The 18,270-nt window shown below is 63.4% G+C and carries 21 protein-coding genes and 1 pseudogene; 8 read left to right on the forward strand and 14 right to left on the reverse strand.

From position 1 onward, the window contains the following. Window positions 1-21 precede the first annotated feature (21 nt). From ACIP1G_RS03160 to ACIP1G_RS03175, 4 genes are read left to right on the forward strand one after another with little or no spacing between them, the layout of a single operon-like run. A complete protein-coding gene (locus ACIP1G_RS03160) occupies window positions 22-1,065 on the forward strand; it encodes an acyl-CoA dehydrogenase (RefSeq protein WP_400733611.1) in 1,044 nt (347 codons plus the stop codon). After that, on the forward strand, window positions 1,062-1,817 hold the full coding sequence (locus ACIP1G_RS03165) for a PIG-L deacetylase family protein (RefSeq protein WP_400733613.1): 756 nt from the start codon (window positions 1,062-1,064) through the stop codon (window positions 1,815-1,817). Before ACIP1G_RS03160 ends, ACIP1G_RS03165 begins: the two co-directional genes overlap by 4 nt. A gap of 11 nt (window positions 1,818-1,828) precedes the next feature. Beyond that, entirely contained in the window at window positions 1,829-2,428 is a 600-nt protein-coding gene (locus tag ACIP1G_RS03170) for a class I SAM-dependent methyltransferase (protein ID WP_400733616.1), read from the forward strand. Next, window positions 2,425-3,084 (forward strand): glycosyltransferase, encoded by a 660-nt coding sequence (locus ACIP1G_RS03175; RefSeq protein WP_400733619.1) that lies wholly within the window; start codon window positions 2,425-2,427, stop codon window positions 3,082-3,084. Before ACIP1G_RS03170 ends, ACIP1G_RS03175 begins: the two co-directional genes overlap by 4 nt. A gap of 228 nt (window positions 3,085-3,312) precedes the next feature. Here the strand turns inward: ACIP1G_RS03175 and ACIP1G_RS03180 are convergent, their stop codons facing one another. From ACIP1G_RS03180 to ACIP1G_RS03225, 10 genes are all read right to left on the reverse strand, one after another. Further along, the gene (locus ACIP1G_RS03180; protein ID WP_400733620.1) at window positions 3,313-4,134 is read right to left on the reverse strand and encodes a Ku protein; all 822 of its coding nucleotides are present in this window, start codon (window positions 4,132-4,134) and stop codon (window positions 3,313-3,315) included. Window positions 4,135-4,562: 428 nt separating this feature from the next. Beyond that, the gene (locus ACIP1G_RS03185; protein WP_400733622.1) at window positions 4,563-5,150 is read right to left on the reverse strand and encodes a nucleosidase; all 588 of its coding nucleotides are present in this window, start codon (window positions 5,148-5,150) and stop codon (window positions 4,563-4,565) included. A 56-nt stretch (window positions 5,151-5,206) separates the two neighbouring features. Beyond that, window positions 5,207-6,313, reverse strand: a complete 1,107-nt coding sequence (locus ACIP1G_RS03190) for a carboxylate-amine ligase (RefSeq protein ID WP_400733625.1) — start codon at window positions 6,311-6,313, stop codon at window positions 5,207-5,209. A gap of 6 nt (window positions 6,314-6,319) precedes the next feature. Further along, window positions 6,320-7,273: a methyltransferase gene (locus tag ACIP1G_RS03195; RefSeq protein WP_400733628.1), complete on the reverse strand. Its 954-nt coding sequence runs from the start codon at window positions 7,271-7,273 to the stop codon at window positions 6,320-6,322. Then, window positions 7,273-8,604: an iron-containing redox enzyme family protein gene (locus tag ACIP1G_RS03200; protein WP_400733630.1), complete on the reverse strand. Its 1,332-nt coding sequence runs from the start codon at window positions 8,602-8,604 to the stop codon at window positions 7,273-7,275. Before ACIP1G_RS03200 ends, ACIP1G_RS03195 begins: the two co-directional genes overlap by 1 nt. 18 nt (window positions 8,605-8,622) lie before the next feature. Next, the gene (locus ACIP1G_RS03205) at window positions 8,623-8,820 is read right to left on the reverse strand and encodes a hypothetical protein (protein ID WP_400733632.1); all 198 of its coding nucleotides are present in this window, start codon (window positions 8,818-8,820) and stop codon (window positions 8,623-8,625) included. Between the two features lie 58 nt (window positions 8,821-8,878). Beyond that, the gene (locus ACIP1G_RS03210; protein WP_400733635.1) at window positions 8,879-9,055 is read right to left on the reverse strand and encodes a general stress protein; all 177 of its coding nucleotides are present in this window, start codon (window positions 9,053-9,055) and stop codon (window positions 8,879-8,881) included. A 146-nt stretch (window positions 9,056-9,201) separates the two neighbouring features. Next, a complete protein-coding gene (locus tag ACIP1G_RS03215) occupies window positions 9,202-10,485 on the reverse strand; it encodes an NTP/NDP exchange transporter (protein ID WP_400733638.1) in 1,284 nt (427 codons plus the stop codon). 4 nt (window positions 10,486-10,489) lie between these two features. Continuing rightward, window positions 10,490-11,398 (reverse strand): aldo/keto reductase, encoded by a 909-nt coding sequence (locus ACIP1G_RS03220; RefSeq protein ID WP_400733641.1) that lies wholly within the window; start codon window positions 11,396-11,398, stop codon window positions 10,490-10,492. Window positions 11,399-11,487: 89 nt separating this feature from the next. Beyond that, window positions 11,488-12,351: a Dyp-type peroxidase gene (locus ACIP1G_RS03225; protein ID WP_400733643.1), complete on the reverse strand. Its 864-nt coding sequence runs from the start codon at window positions 12,349-12,351 to the stop codon at window positions 11,488-11,490. 182 nt (window positions 12,352-12,533) lie between these two features. Here ACIP1G_RS03225 and ACIP1G_RS03230 point away from each other — a divergent pair, with 182 nt between their 5' ends. Then, window positions 12,534-13,427 (forward strand): bile acid:sodium symporter family protein, encoded by an 894-nt coding sequence (locus ACIP1G_RS03230; protein ID WP_400733646.1) that lies wholly within the window; start codon window positions 12,534-12,536, stop codon window positions 13,425-13,427. 96 nt (window positions 13,428-13,523) lie between these two features. Here the strand turns inward: ACIP1G_RS03230 and ACIP1G_RS03235 are convergent, their stop codons facing one another. After that, window positions 13,524-13,991 (reverse strand): sterol desaturase family protein, encoded by a 468-nt coding sequence (locus ACIP1G_RS03235; protein WP_400733649.1) that lies wholly within the window; start codon window positions 13,989-13,991, stop codon window positions 13,524-13,526. Window positions 13,992-14,106: 115 nt separating this feature from the next. Between ACIP1G_RS03235 and ACIP1G_RS03240 the strand changes: the two are divergent. Continuing rightward, window positions 14,107-14,211: pseudogene (locus tag ACIP1G_RS03240) on the forward strand (N-acetyltransferase); the annotation flags it as partial. Between the two features lie 154 nt (window positions 14,212-14,365). On the opposite strand, the gene ACIP1G_RS03245 reads toward ACIP1G_RS03240, so the two are convergent. Next, window positions 14,366-15,934 (reverse strand): diguanylate cyclase, encoded by a 1,569-nt coding sequence (locus tag ACIP1G_RS03245; RefSeq protein WP_400733651.1) that lies wholly within the window; start codon window positions 15,932-15,934, stop codon window positions 14,366-14,368. Window positions 15,935-16,085: 151 nt separating this feature from the next. Between ACIP1G_RS03245 and ACIP1G_RS03250 the strand changes: the two genes are divergently transcribed. Together ACIP1G_RS03250 and ACIP1G_RS03255 are read left to right on the forward strand one after the other, a co-directional pair. Then, window positions 16,086-16,586 (forward strand): DUF4142 domain-containing protein, encoded by a 501-nt coding sequence (locus ACIP1G_RS03250; protein ID WP_400733654.1) that lies wholly within the window; start codon window positions 16,086-16,088, stop codon window positions 16,584-16,586. A gap of 8 nt (window positions 16,587-16,594) precedes the next feature. Next, window positions 16,595-16,846: a hypothetical protein gene (locus ACIP1G_RS03255; RefSeq protein WP_400733657.1), complete on the forward strand. Its 252-nt coding sequence runs from the start codon at window positions 16,595-16,597 to the stop codon at window positions 16,844-16,846. A gap of 92 nt (window positions 16,847-16,938) precedes the next feature. Here ACIP1G_RS03255 and ACIP1G_RS03260 read toward each other — a convergent pair whose 3' ends face one another. Next, on the reverse strand, window positions 16,939-17,103 hold the full coding sequence (locus ACIP1G_RS03260; RefSeq protein ID WP_400733660.1) for a DUF6021 family protein: 165 nt from the start codon (window positions 17,101-17,103) through the stop codon (window positions 16,939-16,941). Between the two features lie 55 nt (window positions 17,104-17,158). Continuing rightward, window positions 17,159-18,145 (reverse strand): DNA-binding protein, encoded by a 987-nt coding sequence (locus ACIP1G_RS03265; protein ID WP_400733662.1) that lies wholly within the window; start codon window positions 18,143-18,145, stop codon window positions 17,159-17,161. Window positions 18,146-18,270 lie beyond the last annotated feature (125 nt).

The raw sequence follows: 18,270 nt of genomic DNA on the forward strand, positions 1-18,270 counted from the left end.
CATAACGCGGGAGACGCGCCCATGAGCATCGTTCAAGACTTCAACCTGACCACCCTTGACCGCTTGTTACGGGCCTTTGGTGAACGGCTGCAACCGCTCAACCTCGACACCCAGTTGCCGCAGCTGATCCAGGCGCTGCAAGCTGACCACCTCGACCTGCTGCCCTTACCGGGGCAAGGCAATACCTTGCGCCGCTGGCAGACCTTGGCGCGGGTGGCTGGCTGTGACCTGGCACTGGCCAAGCTTTATGAGGGCCACACCGATGCCTTGGCGATCCTGGCCGAGTGCGGTGCCGCGCACCACGTGGCTGACGGCATCTGGGGTGTATGGGCAGCAGAACCGCCCGATGCCCGCGCCTGTATCACGGCACGTGAGGGTGACCAGGTACGCTTGCATGGCCGCAAGGCCTGGTGTTCAGGTGCCTTGCAGATCGACCGGGCGCTGATCACCGCCTGGGATGAGGCTGGCCAACCGCAACTGGTGGCGATCGAGCTGTCGCAACCGAGCCAGGGGTTGAGCATCGAGCATTGGCAAGCCGTTGGCATGGCCACCACCGCCAGCGTAGACGTGGAATTCAACGATACCCCCGGCACGCTGATCGGCAAACCAGGCCAATACCTCACACGCCTGGGCTTCTGGCAAGGCGGTGCCGGTATCGCCGCCTGCTGGTACGGCGCGGCCGAAGCACTGGCGGATTACCTGCGCGAGCATTGCCGCAAGCCCCGCCCCGACCCGCATGCCGATGCGCACCTGGGCGCTGTGGATGCTGCATTGTACGGCGCACGCGCGGCGCTGCACGAGTGCGCCGCCTGGATCGACCGGCAGCCCGGGGTGGATGCCAGCTTCGAAGTGCGTCGTACCCGTGCCCAGGTAGAACAGGCGGTGGAACAAGTCATCAGCCACGTCGGGCGCGCCTTGGGCGCTACGCCGTTCTGCCGTAGCAGCCATTTTGCCCGGCTGAGCGCCGATTTGCCGGTGTTCCTGCGCCAAAGCCATGCCGAGCGTGACCTGGCGGTGTTGGGCCAGCAGTTGGCCCAGGTGCCGGCCGGGGCGTGGCAGCTATGAAGAAGAACCTGATCCAGGCCGCCAGCGGCACACCCTGGGCAGCCTGGCAGCAGGCGGCGCACCTGGCGCGTGCCACCTGGCTCGATCCACAGCAACTCTGCCCGCCGGGGCGTCGGCTGGTATTGATTGCGCCGCACCCGGATGACGAAATTCTCATGGCCGGCGGCCTGCTGGCAGGCTTCAAGGGCCGTGAGGATGACCTGCTGCTGATTTCCGCTACCGACGGTGAAGGCAGCCACCCCGGTTCCAGCCACTGGACCCCGCATCGCTTGCGCCGCCAACGCCCGCTGGAGAGCCGTCAGGCCCTCATGCAACTCGAGCTGGCTCCTAACCGGCTGGACTGGCGCAGGCTGCATCTCAAGGACGGCCAGTTGCCGCGCGAAGCCGCATTTCTGGTCAGTCACCTGACCCAGCTGCTGCGCCCCGACGATTTGTTGATGGCTACCTGGCGCGGCGATGGCCATTGCGACCACGAGGCCATCGGCCGCGCTGCGGCATACGCTGCGCAAGCCCGCCAGGTGCAGCTGGCCGAAGTACCGGTATGGGCCTGGCACTGGGCGCAACCCGACGACCCCCGGCTGCCGTGGCCCCGTGCGCACCGGTTGCAGCTGGACGAAGCCCGCGTGGCAGGCAAGCGCAAGGCCCTGTCCGCCCATGTCAGCCAACTGGAACCAGACGGCCACAACCCGCCCGTGCTACCGGCAAACCTGCTGGATTGCCTGCTACAACCCTTCGAACTGGTGTTCCTGTAAATGGAGTTGTCATGAGCCTCGATGCGCAGTATTTCGCCGACCTGTACGCCACCAACGAAGACCCTTGGGCCTTTCGCACCCGTTGGTACGAAAAGCGCAAGCGCGAGCTGGTGCTGGCCAGCCTGCCGCGTCAGTACTACCAGCGGGTGTTCGAGCCTGCCTGCGCCAATGGCGAGCTCAGCGCCTTGCTGGCCGAACGCTGCGCTGACCTGCTGTGCCAGGACCTGGACCCGACCGCTGTGGGGTTGGCCCGCGAACGCCTGGCTGATGTGCGAAATGCCTCGGTGGAACTGGCCCGGTTACCGGCGGACTGGCCAGGCGGGCGCTTCGACCTGATCGTGCTGAGCGAAGTGGGTTATTACCTCGACCCTACCGACTGGCTACAGGTGATCGAACAGTCGGTGGCCAGCCTTGGCTACGACGGCGGCCTGCTGGCGTGTCACTGGAAGCACCCCATCGCCGGGTGCCCGCAGGACGGGCGCGAAGTGCACCGCATGCTGGCCAGGCACCTGCCGCTGTATCAGCAGTTCCAGCATGAAGAAGCAGACTTCGTGCTCGAATACTGGGCCTGCCAGCCCAGCGTGGTTGACCTCGACGAGACCTGCCCATGATTGCCGTGGTCATCCCGGCGCATAACGAGGCCCGCCGCCTGGGGCGTTGCCTGCGGGCGGTGCTGATCGCTGCCCAGCAGGCATGGCAGTCGGGGCACCGCGTGGAAGTGCTGGTGGTGCTGGACCGCTGCAGCGACAGCAGTGCAGCGGTGGCGCGGCGTTTCGGTATACAGGTGCTGGAAGTGGATGCCGGTAACGTCGGTATGGCCCGCCGGGTGGGTGCGGCGCACATGGTCCAGCGTGGGGCGCAGTGGCTGGCGTGTACCGATGCCGACAGCCGGGTGCCGGCGCACTGGTTATTGTCGCAGCTGGCCTGTAGCGCCGATGTGGTGTGTGGCACGGTGCATGTGGCGTATTGGCAGCCTTGGCAGACCGCTGCCTTGCGCAAGCTGTATCGCAGCCGCTATGAAGCGCGGGAAGGCCACCGGCATGTGCATGGGGCGAATCTGGGGGTATGTGCCGATGCCTACGAGCGTGTGGGCGGCTTCCAGCCCTTGGCGGCACATGAAGATGTGCAATTGGTCAGCGACCTGCAGGCCAGTGGCGCGCAGATCGTCTGGACTGCCAGGCACAGTGTGGCCACTAGCAGCCGACGCGATAGCCGCGCCCGCGAGGGGTTTGGCGATTATCTGGCGGGGTTGCAGGCGCAGGTTTGATGGCGCTTGTACCGGCCTCATTGCCTGCAAGGCATGCACAGATCTGTAGGAGCAGCCTTGTGCTGCGAAGAGGCCATTACAGCCACACAGGATTTTTTGCCCTACCGGCCTCTTCGCAGCACAAGGCTGCTCCTACAGGATGGCATTGGCCCGAAGTCATGTGCAGTTCCTGTGGGAGCTGGCTTGCGGGCGATGAGGCCCTTGATGCCGGCTCAGGAACCTGGATGTTCACGAGGCCTTGCGCGTCTTCTTCGCGGGCTTCTTGCCACCCAGGCTGCGCTTGAGCAGTTCGGTCAGGTCGAGGATATCTGCGCCCTTCTCTGCCGCCGCACTTTCGCCCTTCTCCACCGTCTCGATCTTGCCCTTGCTGGCCTTCTCTTCTACCAGGTCCATGATGGTCTGGCGGAACGCATCGTGATACTCGTCGGGCTTCCATGGCCCGCTCATGTCCTCCACCAGCCGCTTGGCCATGTCCAGTTCGCGCTTGTCCACCTTGCTGTCAGTCACGCTGCTGTCCAGTTCCAGCGATTCCAACCCGCGCACTTCCTCGGGCCAACGCAGGGTGATCATCACCAGTGCATCGTCCAGCGGGCGCAGCAGCGCCAGGTGCTGACGGGTATGCAGTACCACCGTGGCCAGCGCCACCTTGCCAGTCTTCGCCAGGGTCTCGCGCAGCAAGGCATAGACCTTGCCACCTCGGCGGTCCGGGCTCAGGTAGTACGGCGTATCGAAGTGCTGCAGCGGGATCTCGCTGGCGTCGACGAAGGAAAATATATCGATGGTCTGGGTGGCTTCGGGCCGGGCCTTGCGGATCTCTTCCTCGCTGATCACTACATAGCGGCCTTTCTCGAACTCCACACCCTTGACGATGTTGTCCTTGTCGATTTCCTTGCCAGTGACCTTGTTTACCCGCTTGTAGCCCACCGGTTCCATGCTGCGTTTGTCGAGCCAGTCGAAATCCACACGCTCGGTGCGCACGGCGGTATTGAGGGCCACGGGGATGTGCACGAGGCCGAAACTGATGGCGCCTTTCCAGATTGCCCGAGCCATGACGGTTTACCCAAGGTTGCCTGCCGATACCTGTGCTGACTGCGGTGGGCGGCGAAGGTTTAGTTGGGCCGCCCTGTGGTTATGGGCTGGTGAAGCATTTTGGCTGGAAGGTGCCTGGCACAGCATTTTCAGCGCCTTTGAGATCGAGCGCCGCCCGCGCGGCGCTTCGCAGCACAAGGCTGCTCCTACATCTGTTTCGGGCCAATGAATCCTGTGCCACATGCGCGCGACCGCCTTGGCGCATGGCTCGATATTGAGGAGTACAAACAAGGGGCGCGCGCTGCCGCCTCAGGAATAACTGGCCCGAAACAGATGTAGGAGCAGCCTTGTGCTGCGAAGCGCCGCGCGGGCGGCGCTCGATCTGCGCACCACCTCAAATCCCAAGACATGCACCTGGAGCCCCACCTGGCCCCAACACCGCCCAGCCTTCAAACCTGGCTGAACAGCACCCGCTTGAACGCCTCGGCGGCCAGGTGCACCTGCACCGCCCAATCCCCCGCCGCATCGCTGCCGGCATCATCGGAAATGTACTTCAGGCACACGAACGGAATCCCTTCACCGCGGGCGATCAACGCCAGCACATAGGCTTCCATGTCAACCACGTCATAAGGCGCGTCGCCATGGTTGATCTCGAAGCTGTCGCCGCTGCCGCAGGTTTCCAGCGCCAGGCCAGGGATTACCGCCCCATGCTCCAGTACTACCGGGATATCCGACAATGGCGTTTCGTAACGAGCAAAGCCCAGCGGGGTCACGTCCATGTCGCGCTGCACGAAGCGGTTGCAGCACACCACCTCGCCCTTGCCATGCCGCTGGCTGCCGGCCGAACCGAGGTTGACGATCAGTTTGGGCCGGCGCAAGGCAACGGCTTTGGTCAGGGCGATGGCGGCATTGACCTTGCCAATGCCGGTGAACACGGTGTTCACCTCGGTAAATACATCGCCAGCCTCGGCCTCAAGGGCGAAGACGAACAACGTGTCATCCAGGGAAATCTCGGGGAATTGCTTGATCAGCATCATGGAGCAGGTGTTTCCGAATGGCTGCAAGGGGCGCGGCCATTGTCGGCCAACCCCGGCTAATTGCAAGTCCCGACAGCCACCACGGCCCGTAGCGCTTGCGCCTGGCCCTGCCCGGCAGCGGTGGCGTGTTCCAAGCAGCGCAGTTGCAGGTCGGCATGCGTACCGTCACGCAGCAGGTGCCGGGCATGCTGGTAGGCGCGCTCGGCGTCGACGCTGTCAATTGGCACTTGCTCCTGCAACTGGGCCAGCCAGCCTTCGGCGGTGACCGGCCGCTGTTCGTGCACGCCGATGAACTCGCCGTGGCGGCCATGGCGCATCGCGCGCCAGTAGTTCTCCTGAGCCACCCAGCGCAGCTCGCGGTTGCAAGGGGCCGGGGCATGAGGGTAGCTGATGTTGTGTTCCACCAGGTGACGAAACAGCGCGGCAATGCACAGGGCGTCCTCCAGTTGCGGGCAGCCATCGCATATGCGCAGCTCCACCGTCGGAAAGCGCCGTGAAGGCCGCAGCGCCCACCAGAAATCGCCATCTGCCGCCAACGAACCGGTGCGCTGCAACAGCGCACGGTAGCGTTCGTAGGCCGCCCAGTCTGGCAAGGCTTCCGGCAAGCCCATGTGCGGCCACTCCCCGCAAACCACTCGGCGGTAGCTCATGTAACCCGTACGCTGGCCGCCCCACAGCGGCGATGACGTACTCAATACCAGCAGCAACGGCAACCAGGCCAGCAGGCGGTTGATCAGCTGCATGCGGTCATACGCCGGGGGTACGCCAACATGTACATGCAGGCCATTGAGCAGGCTGCGCCGGGCAACCAGCTGGTAGTCATCGAACAGTTGCTGGTAATGCGTTGGCGCGGCAGGCTTTTGCCGCAGCCAGGCGGCGCTGGGGTGGCTGGCCGCAGCGTACAACCCCATGCCTTCCTCGGCCAACGTCAGGCGCAGCCGCTGGCGGCTCTGTTGAAAGAATTCGCGTGCTTCATGCAGGTTGCTGAATACCGGCGACGCCAGTTCGATCTGGCTGCGGAACATTTCCTGGGCAAAATGCTGCCCCAACGCTTCGCGACAGCGGCCAATAACGGCCGGCGATGGCGTGGCCGGCACCTGCCCGCTGGCCAGCCGCACCAGCAGGTACTCTTCCTCGATGCCGAATGTACAGGGCCGCGCCATGCTGCTTCAGCGGTTGCGGGTAACGGTAAGGGCCACGGCGGCGATGCGTTCGACCTGCTCATAGCCGGGTTCGGCCAGTTGCTCGCCGAACACGTCCGGGTCGATCTCGCGGTACACCCAGGCCCATTCCGGCCCCGCCAGGCGCAGGCGGATGGCTTCAAGCAATGCATCGCGGCCGTCAACAATGGCCACGCCGGTGTACAGCAGCAAAGTACCGTGCCGGCTCAGGCGCTCGCGGGCCTGTTCGATGATGCGCAGCGACAGCTCGGCACCCAGTGCGCCACCGCCGTGGCGATAGGTTCGCGCGCTGCGGTCAAACATGTAGGGCGGGTTGGCCACGATCAGGTCGAACGTGCCGGTGATACCGTCCAACAAGTCACTGGGTTCCACCGACACATTGCTCACGCCCGCCAGTGCGGCATTGATCGCGGTATAGCGCAGCGCCAAGGGGTTGATATCCACGGCGCTGACTTGTGCGTGCTGCGCGGCACGGGCAATCAGTAAAGCGCCTATGCCACTGCCGCAGCCGATATCTACCGCATGTTCGACCCGCGTGGGGTTGTGCTGCAGGTAGTCGTGAATGACCTGGGCAAAGCGGTAGCTGTCCGGCCCGAAGAACACGGCATCACTAGCGTCGGTTGGGAACGCCGAATGCACCAGCAGCAGTTCGTCCAGGCTGGACCAGCGTACCGTGCTGGCCAGCAGTTCGCCGTGCGGCACCAGTACCTGGGCGCGTTCGAGCAACTGCAGCTCGTCTGCCGATAGCAGCCCTGTGGCGAAGGGCCGGCTCCAGCCGAACACGTCGCGCAAGTTCTTTGCTTGCGCTGAGCCTTCGCGGGCATTGACCCTGGCGTGAGTGGCCGGCGTTACGCAGGTAAAGCGGTAGCCATCGGCACGCAGACGTTGGCCCAGTAGCAGCAGCGCCTGATCGGCCTCGGTTTGGCGGGGGTCAAGCATCATCAGCGGGGTTCCTCCTGCAGCAGCCCGGTTATGCGCATGTAGGCGCGTGTGGCCAACAGGCCGTCGGGGGTCGCATGGCGGTTGCCGGCCATGCACTTGATCAGCGTGGCTGGCGTTTCATCTGGCAGGCTGGCGGCGGGCTCGCCTTGTGCTTCAGGCATCTGCCAACTGCCGGGTGCCGCGCGGCGGATCGTTGGGCGCCAATCGTCAGCGATCCAGTCATGCCATAACTGTTTTTCGTAGGCATTAAATACGCCGAACATTGCGGCGGCAGGCCCTTCGATCAGCTTCCACCAGCGACTCTCTGCTGGCGGCTGGCCGCGGCGAATCCAGCCCTGGGCCTGCAAGGCGGCAACAAACGCTGGCATCGCGCCGGGCTCGGCCAGCCATTGATTGATGGTGCGCTGCTGCAGGCGGCAGCGGTCGGCATGCATGAACTGGCCGTAGACTCGCTTGCGCTCCAGCGCCGCGAACAGTTCGGCCTGCAGGTCGAACTGGCGGATCAACTCCGGCGCGGCAATGCCCAGGTCATTGAGGCGATAGCCGCAACGTACCCTGGTGTAGAACGACTGCTTGTCGTCTTGAGGGCACAGCTGGCGCAGCGCCTGAATGGACAGCTGGGCATGACCGCTGGCGGCATTGTCGATGGTCACGTGCAACTGGAAATAATGGCCGTCGATGCCCAGTTCGGCCAGCTCGAAGGTCGTGATCAGCAGGTGTAGCGGTGGCTGCTCGTATCCCAGGTTGTAGCCAATCACTTCTGGCAGGTACGTGTCGCCATGCTGCCCAAGGGCCAGTTGCAGGGTGCCTTGCAGGTAGCGTATGTCATCCAGCGGCATGGCTTCTACGCAGCCCAGCCGGCTGAGCAGGCGCTGGTAGATCAGCACGTGGTTGCATTGAGGATCGCCGTTGCCGAGTTCTTCAAGGTAAGTGCGGATCAGCCCATGGAAGCGCGGGTCGCGCCAATGCTGCAGGCTGCCGTGCAGCCAGGCCCCGTCCACGGCTTTGGTCGGCGCAACCTGTTGCAGAAACCACAGTGCGTGGGCGCGGTTGGTAAAAAAACGGCGTGGTGCGCCTTGCCGACGCTGCTGCAGGTAATCGGCGTAGGCGGCAGCGACCTTGGCGGCATGCATGGCGCTCCAGGCCGGCAAGTGTGACGGTGTATCGGGCAGGTCATCTGGCAAACTTGCGGCACGTGCCAGTTGCTCGTCGAGCCAGGCGACGCTGGTTTCATCATGGCCCTCCAGCAATGCACGGTAGCGCTGCTGCAAAATGTTTCCCCCGGCAGCCACGGGCGCAATTGCAGCAGTTTTGCGGTTCATCACCGTCATGCCGTGCTCCTTATGTGCTTACTGGCTCGGTTTCTGCCCCGGCATCGGCTCGGGGTCGGGTGCAGGCTGCGGTGCCGGCTGGGCATCGGGTTGCTGCATCTGCAGCGAGGGCTTGCTGGGGTCGGCGTCTTTGGCCGGGTGATCGTTATCGCGGTCGAAACAGCCGCTGAGCAGCGTGAGGGCGCCCATGAGGGCTATCAGAGGTGTCAAGCGCATACAGTCCTCCAGCGAGGGTAAATCGCAGTGCCGGTGCACCCGGCACTGCGTAGCTCACTTACGAACGGCCGCCTTTGCGGCTTGTGTCTTGGCTTTGGTTGCCACCGGAAGACTGGCCGCCCTTGCGGCCGGCTTCGGAAGCCTTCTCACGATCATTGGCGAAGTTGCCTGGGTTCTTGTTACCGCCCTGGCTACCTTGTTGATTGCCGGTACGGCTGTTCTCTTTGTTGGCCATGGTCTCAAACCTCATATGACTTCGGGGTGCACGGCTCGCTGCCGTACACAGGTTCGGAGTTCGGCGATATCGGGGGATTCGTTTTATTGCCAAGGGTTCGGACCGGTGGCGTTAAATAAGCGGCGGAGCCATATTTGGTGCGCCTGTCAGTCGTGCGGCGGGTTATCCAGGCGGGCTTGGCGACGGCCTAGCCAGGCACCGGTTGCTGCCCAGCCCAGGGCGATCAGCGCACCGATCAACATGGCCAACTGCGGGTGCTCGCCCATCACGTCCAGCGCGCGCTTGACCCAGCCGCTCAGGGCATCGCCGCCGCGGTAGACCACGGTGTCGATGAAGTTCTTGGCCTTGTACTTGTCCTCGGCGGGCAGCACGGTGAACAGCATCTCGCGCCCTGGCCGCACCAGCGCGTACTCACCGGCCCGGCGCACCACCATCACCACCACGAACACAGCGAACACCGGCGCCAGTGCCAGCCACAGGAAGCCCGCCGCCATTACCAGCGGCACGGCCACCAGCAATACCCCAACGCCCAGCCGACGGGCCAGGCGGCCAGTAAGGAATACCTGGGTAAGGATCGCCAGGGCCTGCACTACGGTGTCGATCAAGCCGAAGACTTGAGTTTGCCGGGTGCGGTCGGTGAAGGTTTCGCTGACGATGCGTGCCTGCTCGAAGTACAGGAAGGTGCTGACGCTGGCCAACAGCACCACGAACAGCGCAATGCCCAGCAGGTACGGCGAGCGCAACACGGCGGTTGCCCCGGCAAACGGGTTGCCACCCAATGGGCGCGAGTCGGGGCGTTCAGCTTGCACTGGCAGCGGCTGGCGCGCTCGCCAGCGTTGCAGGAAAACAGCCGCGCCAATGCTGGCCAGCAGAAAGGCTGCTGCCAGCACCAGCAGCCCGGCGTGGCCCAGCGGTGCCACCAGCAAGGTGCCGAGGATCGGGCCACTGAGCCCGCCGAGGCTGGCCCCCGCGGCCAGCAGGCCGAACAAGCGCTTGCCCTGGGCGGTGGAAAAAAGATCGGCGAGCACGCTCCATGCCAGCGAGATGGTCAGCAGGTTGAACACCGATAGCCAGATGTAGAAGGCCCGGGCAGTCCACAAGTCGTCCGGGTTACCGGCAAACAGCCCAGCGAACAGCAGCAGGTTGCCGGCAAAGAAGCCGTAGGTCCACGGCAGGATGTGCCGGCGTTGCACCCTGGAGGCCAGCCAGCCGAACAGTGGCAAGCAGGCCAGGGTGGCGATGAAGGTGCCGGTGAACAGCCATTGCAGGTTGTCTACGCCACCGGCAACCCCCATGGTTTCACGCACCGGGCGCAGCATGAAGTAACCCGTGAACAGCAGGTAGAACAGCAGCAAGCCGGCGATAACCGCCGGCCCCTCCCCTGGCTGGATGTTCAGCCCTTGGTCCAGGCGCCGCCGCCAGGCATTCATGGCTTCAGGCGAACTGCTTGATCAGCGCCTGTTGCTGCGCTTGGGTAAGCATCGGCTCATGCCCGGCCTTGAGCTGGTCGAGCTGGCGGTCGGGGCGCCCGGTCGCGGGAATGACCGTGGTCACCGCCGGGTGGCTGATGGCGAACTTGAGAAACAGCTGCGCCCAGCTGCTGATACCCGCCTCTGCAGCCCAGCCGGGCAAGGCCTGGTGCTTGACCCTGGCAAACAGGCGGCCATCGTCGAAGGCCCGGTTGATCAGTACCGCGACGCCTTTGTCCTGGCAAAGAGGGAGCAGTTCACGGGCGGCATCGGGCGCGTTGACCGAGTAGTTGATCTGGATGAAGTCCAGCGGCTCGCTACGCACCATGCGGGCGACTTCGTCGTGCCCGCTGTTGAGGTAGTGGGTGATGCCGACATACCGGGTCTTGCCCTGCTGCTTCAGTTCGCGGGCATAGGGCAGTTGGGTCTGCCAGTCGCGCAGATTGTGTATCTGCAGCAAGTCGACCTTGTCGGTGCGCAGGCTCTTCAGGCTGCCGGCCCATTGCGCTTCGGCGTCGGCCCGGCTGTCGGCGGCTATCTTGGTAGCAATGAAGCACTGCCGGTGCCAGCCACCCTCCTCCAGCAACTGGCCGAGAATGCTGTCGGCACCGCCGTAGTTGGGCGAGGTATCGATAACCCGGCCGCCGCCCTCGAAAAACGCCTTGAGCACCGTTTTCAGCTGCTGGTACTGGGGCGAGCCGGTTTCTACCTCGAAACTGCCGGAGGTACCGGCGCCGATCACCGGCAAGGCTTCACCGGTGGACGGCACTTTACGGGTCAGCAAGCCCGCCGGGGCGGCGGCGTGCAACCAGGGGGTTGCCGCCAGCAAGCCCAAAGTGGCACCTGCGCGTAGGACATCACGACGTGCGTACATGGAAAAGCCCCCGCCATGAATCGGAAACTTTCAAGGCTAGCCGCTCTACCCTGTGCCGGTGGGTGTTTCTGTATCTGGATGTTTAGTGATCAGGCCTGCAGCAGCGGGCTCAGGTCGACACCGGTCTCGCCCATTGGCGGGCACCAGTAGTAGCCACCGGTCAGTGGCCGGCTGAAGCGGTACAGGCCGTCGATGATGCCGTCTTCCAGGCCGCTCATACGGCGCAGCTGTACTTCGAATGCATCGAAGCTGTGGCCCAGGGCGACGAAGGCCAGGCCCGCACCGCGCTGGTCGGCCCAGGCCACCGAACGCCGGACCATGAACGCCTCGGGTTCGAAGCTTTCCTGGGCGGTGCGCTTGACATGCGCAGACTCGGGGGCGTCGTCGAGTTCTTCGTTGTCGCTCAGGCGGCGGCCGATGATGTTGTCCTGGTCAGCCTGGGGCAGCGACTTGAAGTACTCCAGGTCGTGCTTCCACAGTTGGAACGCAGCAAAACTGGAGCCGTCGGTGGCAATGGCCGCTTGCACGGCGTCTTCGTCCACCGGGTTTTCGGTGCCGTCTTCGTAGCCAGTCAGGTCATGGCCGCCACGGTGCAGGAAGCCATCAACGCTGTCGGCCAGGCGCAGGGCCGGTGCCAGCGCCTGCTCCAGCGCCTGGGCACGTAGCAGCAGGTCGCCACGTTCGTTGCCGCGCAGCCACAACCACAGGGCGTGCTGGGTGCTCGGGTTCTCCACTGCAGCATCCAGCTGCGGGAACGCGCGCAGGCCTGGCACTTCACGGCCCAGGGCCTTGGCCAGCGGGGCTCCGATACCCAGGATCAGTTGGTCGCCGTCGACTTGTGGCAGCAAGGCATCCAGGGCAGCAGGCAACGCCTCGGGCGACTGCAGGGTGAAGAACAGGTGACGGGCGTGGGCCGGCACCGGGGTGGCAAGCAGACCTGGCTGGAACGGCATCAGGCTAATCCTCGGTAAAAAAAGGAATGCTACTGCGCCTGCAGGCCTACTGCAACGCGGCATGCAGCCTTGCCAGCCGCTGCGCTTGGTAACAAACGGTTACCAAGAGCTGGCTGTTTGCATTTAGCCATCAATCCGGGCCGACCTACACTCCTGCAGATCCTTCGCCCGAGAGACCGCCCATGACCGCCTCGCCCCTGCTTACCGCCTTTCTACCGCTGGCCTTGGGCATCATCATGCTTGGCCTCGGGTTGTCACTGACCCTGGCCGACTTCGCGCGCGTGGTGAAGTACCCCAAGCCCGTGGTGGTGGGCCTGGCCTGTCAGATCCTGCTGCTGCCACTGGTGTGCTTTCTGATCGCCAACGGCTTTGGCCTGGAGTCGGCCCTGGCGGTGGGTTTGATGCTGCTGGCCGCGTCGCCGGGCGGTACCACGGCCAACCTGTTCAGCCACCTGGCCCACGGCGACGTGGCGTTGAACATCACCCTGACGGCGGTCAACTCGCTGATCGCGATCCTGACCATGCCGTTGCTGGTCAACTTGTCGCTGAGCTGGTTCATGGCCTCGGACCAAGCCATCCCATTGCAGTTTGCCAAGGTCATGCAGGTGTTCGCCATTGTGCTGCTGCCGGTGGCGCTGGGCATGCTGATTCGCCATTTCGCAGCCGCGTTCGCTGCACGCATGGCAAAGCCGATGAAGCTGGTGGCAGCGCTGTTCCTGGCGTTTACCATCGTCCTGGCCCTGGCCAAGGACTGGCAGACCGTGGTCGAGTACGCACCGGTGGTGGGGCTGGCTGCGCTGCTGTTCAACCTGCTGAGCCTGGCCGTGGGTTACTGGGTGCCGCGCTTGCTGAACATCCCCAAGCGCCAGGCGATTGCCATTGGCATGGAGATCGGTATTCACAACGGGACGTTGGCGATTGCCCTGGCGTTAAGCCCCTCGCTACTGAACAACGCGACCATGGCGGTGCCGGCGGCGCTATACAGCCTGATCATGTTCTTTACCGCAGCGGGGTTTGGCTGGTGGGTGAGCCGTGGGCATGTGGCGGTTCAGCCTAAAGGTGAAACAGTGAATTAAGGCTGATGGCCTCTTCGCGGGTGAACCCGCTCCCACAGGTACCTCTATCCCTGTGGGAGCGGGTTTGTTTACCCGCGAAGAGGCACGATCAGGCTGTCACAACTGGTTGCGCTTGCTGCGCAGCTGCTGCTTCAACACCTTCAACGGCGGCGCATAGAAAAACCCGAACGACACACTGCCGGTGCGCCCCTTCACCGCATGATGCAAGCGGTGCGCCCGATGCAAACGCTTGAGATAGCGATTGACCGGCCGTGGCTTAAGCGGCCAGTGCCGGTGAAAAAAGCCATCGTGGGCCAGCACATACAGCGCCCCGTACCCGGCCACGCCACCGCCCACCCACTGCAATGGCGCGTAACCACTCTTGCCCAGGGCCACCAAAGCCGTGGCGATCAGCCCCAGGGCCACCAGGTACAAGTCGTTGGTTTCGAGCATGCCGAGCTGTGGCTCATGGTGCGAGCGGTGCAGCCACCAGCCCCAGCCATGCATGATGTACTTGTGAGCCAGCGTGCCAACGCCCTCCATGGCCACCAGGGTGCCGAACAATACGGCGAGATTGAACAGCATGGAACGGTCCGGGTGATGGCAAAGGAAGGCGCAAGGGTACCGGCTACCCAGTTTTTTTTCCATGCAGGTGTGACCGGGTGCATGCCTGATGCCGATGAAGCTATCGTCATGTTTTTTTGAAGTGATCGAAGAGGGGCTGCTGAGTGAGCGGCTGCGGGGCATTCTGGCTAGCGAGCATGCCCACGGTCTCAACGGGCGTTGTGCCATGCGCTATCGTGTTGGTCCTTCGATCCCGGGGCCGCCATGCAGCCCATCGACGCGGTTCGTCGCCACGACAAGCCAGCCCCCACAGGGTTGGCGCCGAATTTGATATCTGCACCTTACCTGTGGGAGCTGGCTTGCCGGCGATAGGGCCAGTTCAGGCGATGCAAGGTTTACTGGTCTACGCCCGCCACCACACTCCCCGCCACACAATACCCGTCCCGCCCCTGCCTTTTGGCCTGGTACAGCGCCCCATCCGCCGCCGCCATCAGGCCTTCTGCAGTCACCTCGTCCCGCGCCAGGTCGCCCACTGCAATCCCGGCACTGAACGACACCCGCCCCAATGGGCTGCCGGCATGCTCCAGCAGCTGCCGTCGCAACAGTTGCTGCAGCTCCTGCACCAGCAGCTCTGCCCCTCGGCTATCGGTATCGGGCAGCAACAACGTGAACTCCTCGCCCCCGTAGCGCACAGCCAGGTCTGCTGGCCGTTTCAGCGCTTGTTGCAATACCTCGGCAAAGCGCCGCAAGCACTGGTCGCCCGCCGGGTGCCCATAACGGTCGTTGTAGGCCTTGAAGTAATCCAGGTCGAGCATCACCAGGGCCAGCGGATAACCCTGGCGCCGCGCCCGTCGCAGCTCCGGCTCGAATACCGCGTCCAGCCGCCGACGGTTACCCAGCCCGGTCAGGCTGTCAGTCAAGGCCAGCGCCTTCAGCGTCTGGTGTGCCTGGTGCAGCGCCCGCTCGATGACAATGCGTTCGCGCAACTGGCGCAGCACCACACTGCCGAAGGCGGCCAGCCCCACCAGCAAGAGCAGCAGTACCGCTACCGACTTGATCGCATCGTGCCGCCAGGGTGCGACGATCGATTCGCGCGACAAGCCTGCTTCCACTACCAGCGGGTAGCTCGACAGTGCTCGGTAGCCATATAGGCGTGGCGTGCCATCGACTACCGCGACCGCCTCAGCCACTCCTTCGGGGGCGTACGGCAGGTACTTGCGAAAGATATCGCTGTTGGCCAGGCTGCGGCCTACCACCTGCTCCACGAACGGGCGACGTACCAGGATGGTGCCGTCACGCTTGGCCAGCACCAGTGCGCCGCGTTCGTCAATCTTGAAGTCGCCGTAGTAGCGTACGAACCACTCCACTTTGATGGTGCCCAGCAATACGCCAGCGAAGCTGCCGTCGGCGTACTCCAGGCGGCGGGAAATGGGGATGATCAGGTCACCCGTGGAGCGGCTGCGCACCACCGAGCCTATGCGCACCCCGCGGTCCGTGTGGTCGCGGTGGTAGACAAAGTAGTCTCGGTCGCCATTGTTGGCATTGGGTGGAATTACCGCCTGGTCAGTAACGATCCAGCTGCCATCCGGGCCATACACGAACAACCCGTGCAGCTGCGGCATGATGCTTTTCTGCTGGGCCAGCAAGGCATGCAGGCGCGGCCGGTTGATGTGCTCGAAACCATCGCCTTCCAGGCGCTCGGCCAAGGCTGCGGTGATGGCATCGACCTGGCGGATGGCGTCTTCGGCATGTTGCGCTGTGGCTCGGGCCAGGTTGCTGACCATGTTCTCGGCATTGCTGTAGGCGTGCCGGTAGTCGCGCCAGATGCGCCAGCCTTCCACCATTACAAAGGCCAGCATCACCACCAGCATGAACGCCAGCACCAGGCGAAACAGCGCCACGGCGCGGCCTTCGCTGGTTACCGCGAGAAGCCCGTCATCATCCTGTTTCCTGGCTGCGCACATTGGAATCCCTAGCCATACCGCATTCGCCGCCTTTCACTATAGTTCAGCGCAGCACCGGCAAAACCAACGGCGAAAAAGATTAAACCTTTGCCCCGCCCTGCCCCTCAACCGTACGCGACACTGACGTCGCGTCAAGGTTAAGGAGTGAAGCATGAGCAGTCTCTTCATCAAACGCGTTGGTTTTTCCATGGTGTTGGGTTTGGCGTCGGTGCACGCAATGGCAGCGAGCTCCGATGACTTCGTCGACGCGGCAACCGAAGCCGGCATCGCCGAAGTGGTCACCGGCAACCTGGCCCAGGAAAAAAGCCAGCATGCCGAGATCAAGACATTCGCCCAGCAAATGGTCACTGACCACACCAAGGCCAACCAGAAACTCGGCGACATCGCCCGCAAGCTGGACATTTCCGTGCCCGATGACGCGGCAATGACCGACAAGGTCAAGAAAATGATCCTGGAATGGCGCGATGAATCGTTCGACAAGTCGTACATCAACAACCAGGTCGACGCCCACGAAAAAGCGGTGGAGCTGTTCAAGAAAGAGGCTGCATCGTCCGACAAGGCCGAGTTGAAGGCCTTTGCCAGTGAAACCCTGCCCAAACTCGAACAGCACCTGGAGCATGCCAAGGCGCTTCAGGCCAAGCATGGCAAGTGAGGCCCGAGATGAGTAACGATGCATTGAAAACCGAAGTGCTAACCCGGCTGTTGCACGCGCACCCTGAGGGGCTGGGCAAGGAAGTGCTGGACAACTATCGCGGTGAGAAAGCGGTGGCCGGAATGCTCAAGACATTGCAGGAAGCCGGCTTGATCCAGGATGGCAGTGTGGAGGTAAACAGTGATCACCAGATCAGTGTGAGCTACCCGATCAAGCTGTCGGCGGCGGGTGTGGAAGCAGCCAGGCAAGCCGAGCGCTAAAAGTTGCCAGCCCCGGCCTTATCGCCGGCAAGCCATGCGCTACCCCTGTGGGCGCTGGCTTGCCAGCGATGGGCTGCATGGCAGCCCCGGATTTACCTCTTTTTCTCGATGTCTCTGGGCGGCTTGGCCGGCCCTTGCGGGTCGACCTGTGGGTCATCGACATCCGGCGAGTCCGGGTCGAATCCCAGGTCATTCTGTTTATCGGCCTGCTCGGACGAGTGCGGCCCTTCTTTGTGCGGTGGTCGTGATTCAGGCATGGCGTCATCTCCCGTGAGTGTCTAGGGAAGAAAACGCTGGCCCGGAAAAGTTTGATTAATCTGCAGCTTCAGCCACCTGTGCCTTGCACTGCGCCAACGCCTCGTCACGTTCCTTTAGCTGCTCCTCGAAGCGCTGCAATTGCCGCGCCTGTTCAGCACACAAGTCGCGCCTGTCTTCCAGGCTCTGCGCCTGCACGTCCAGCTGCCGGCGCATTTCCTCGCTGGCGCCCTGGGCCTGGGCCAGGATCGTGCGCAAGCCCTGAATCTGCGCATCACGTTGTTCCAGCAACTCGTCCTGGGCCCGGCATTCGCTGGCGGCCTGGCGGTGTTCACCCAGCAAGCGCTCGTTATCGCGGTGCAGGCGGGTCAGCTCGTCCTGCTTGATGATCATGCCTTGCTGCAGTTGGCGCACTTCTACCTGCATCTGCTGCAGCTGCGCTTCATGGCGGCGTTGTTCCTGTTCACGCTGTTCGCGGCTGGCGCTGCGGTAGTGCTCCAAGGCATCGCGGGCATGGCGATGCTTGTCCTCCAGTGACTTTACTTGCTCGTCCTTGTCGGCCAGGCGCACCTGCAACTCACCTAGCGACTGGTTGAGGCTGGCACTGCGCAGCTGTTCGGCCTGCAGCGTACTTTGGGTGGAGAGCAGTTTTTCCGACTCGGCGGCCAGCGCGGCCACGTCTATCTGGTGTTGCTGGTGCGCTGCGGCCAATGCCTGCTGGGCGAGGGCCAGCTGCGCTTCCAGCTGTTCGCGCTGCTGGGTGAAGGTGCTTTCGGCCTGCTCGATCGTCAGGTCGGCTTCGTCCTGCAGTTGGGTTGCCAGTTGCCCTACCAAACGGCTCAGCACATCGCTCAGCGCCGCGCCGCCTTCCGACGCTACAGGCTGCTGACCGTTCAACTCCTTCAGGTAGCGGTGAATCGTGGTCTTGGAACCGGTATTGCCCAGCTCGATACGTATGGCATCGATGCTGGGGTTCTCGCCCCGGGCAATCAGCGCCTGACGCGCCTGTTGCACTACAACCTTGTTGATACCGCCCCGGGCCATGCTTGCTCCTACGATTTTGTACTGTGTTATGTAACATGTAATTACGTACCAATTATGAAGATAACAAATGGCAGCTGCAAACATTTCCTAAGGTTAAATAATCACGGCTTATCGCATCTGATAGG

The organism is Pseudomonas sp. NPDC089392, assembly GCF_044749595.1.
Classification (GTDB): domain Bacteria; phylum Pseudomonadota; class Gammaproteobacteria; order Pseudomonadales; family Pseudomonadaceae; genus Aquipseudomonas.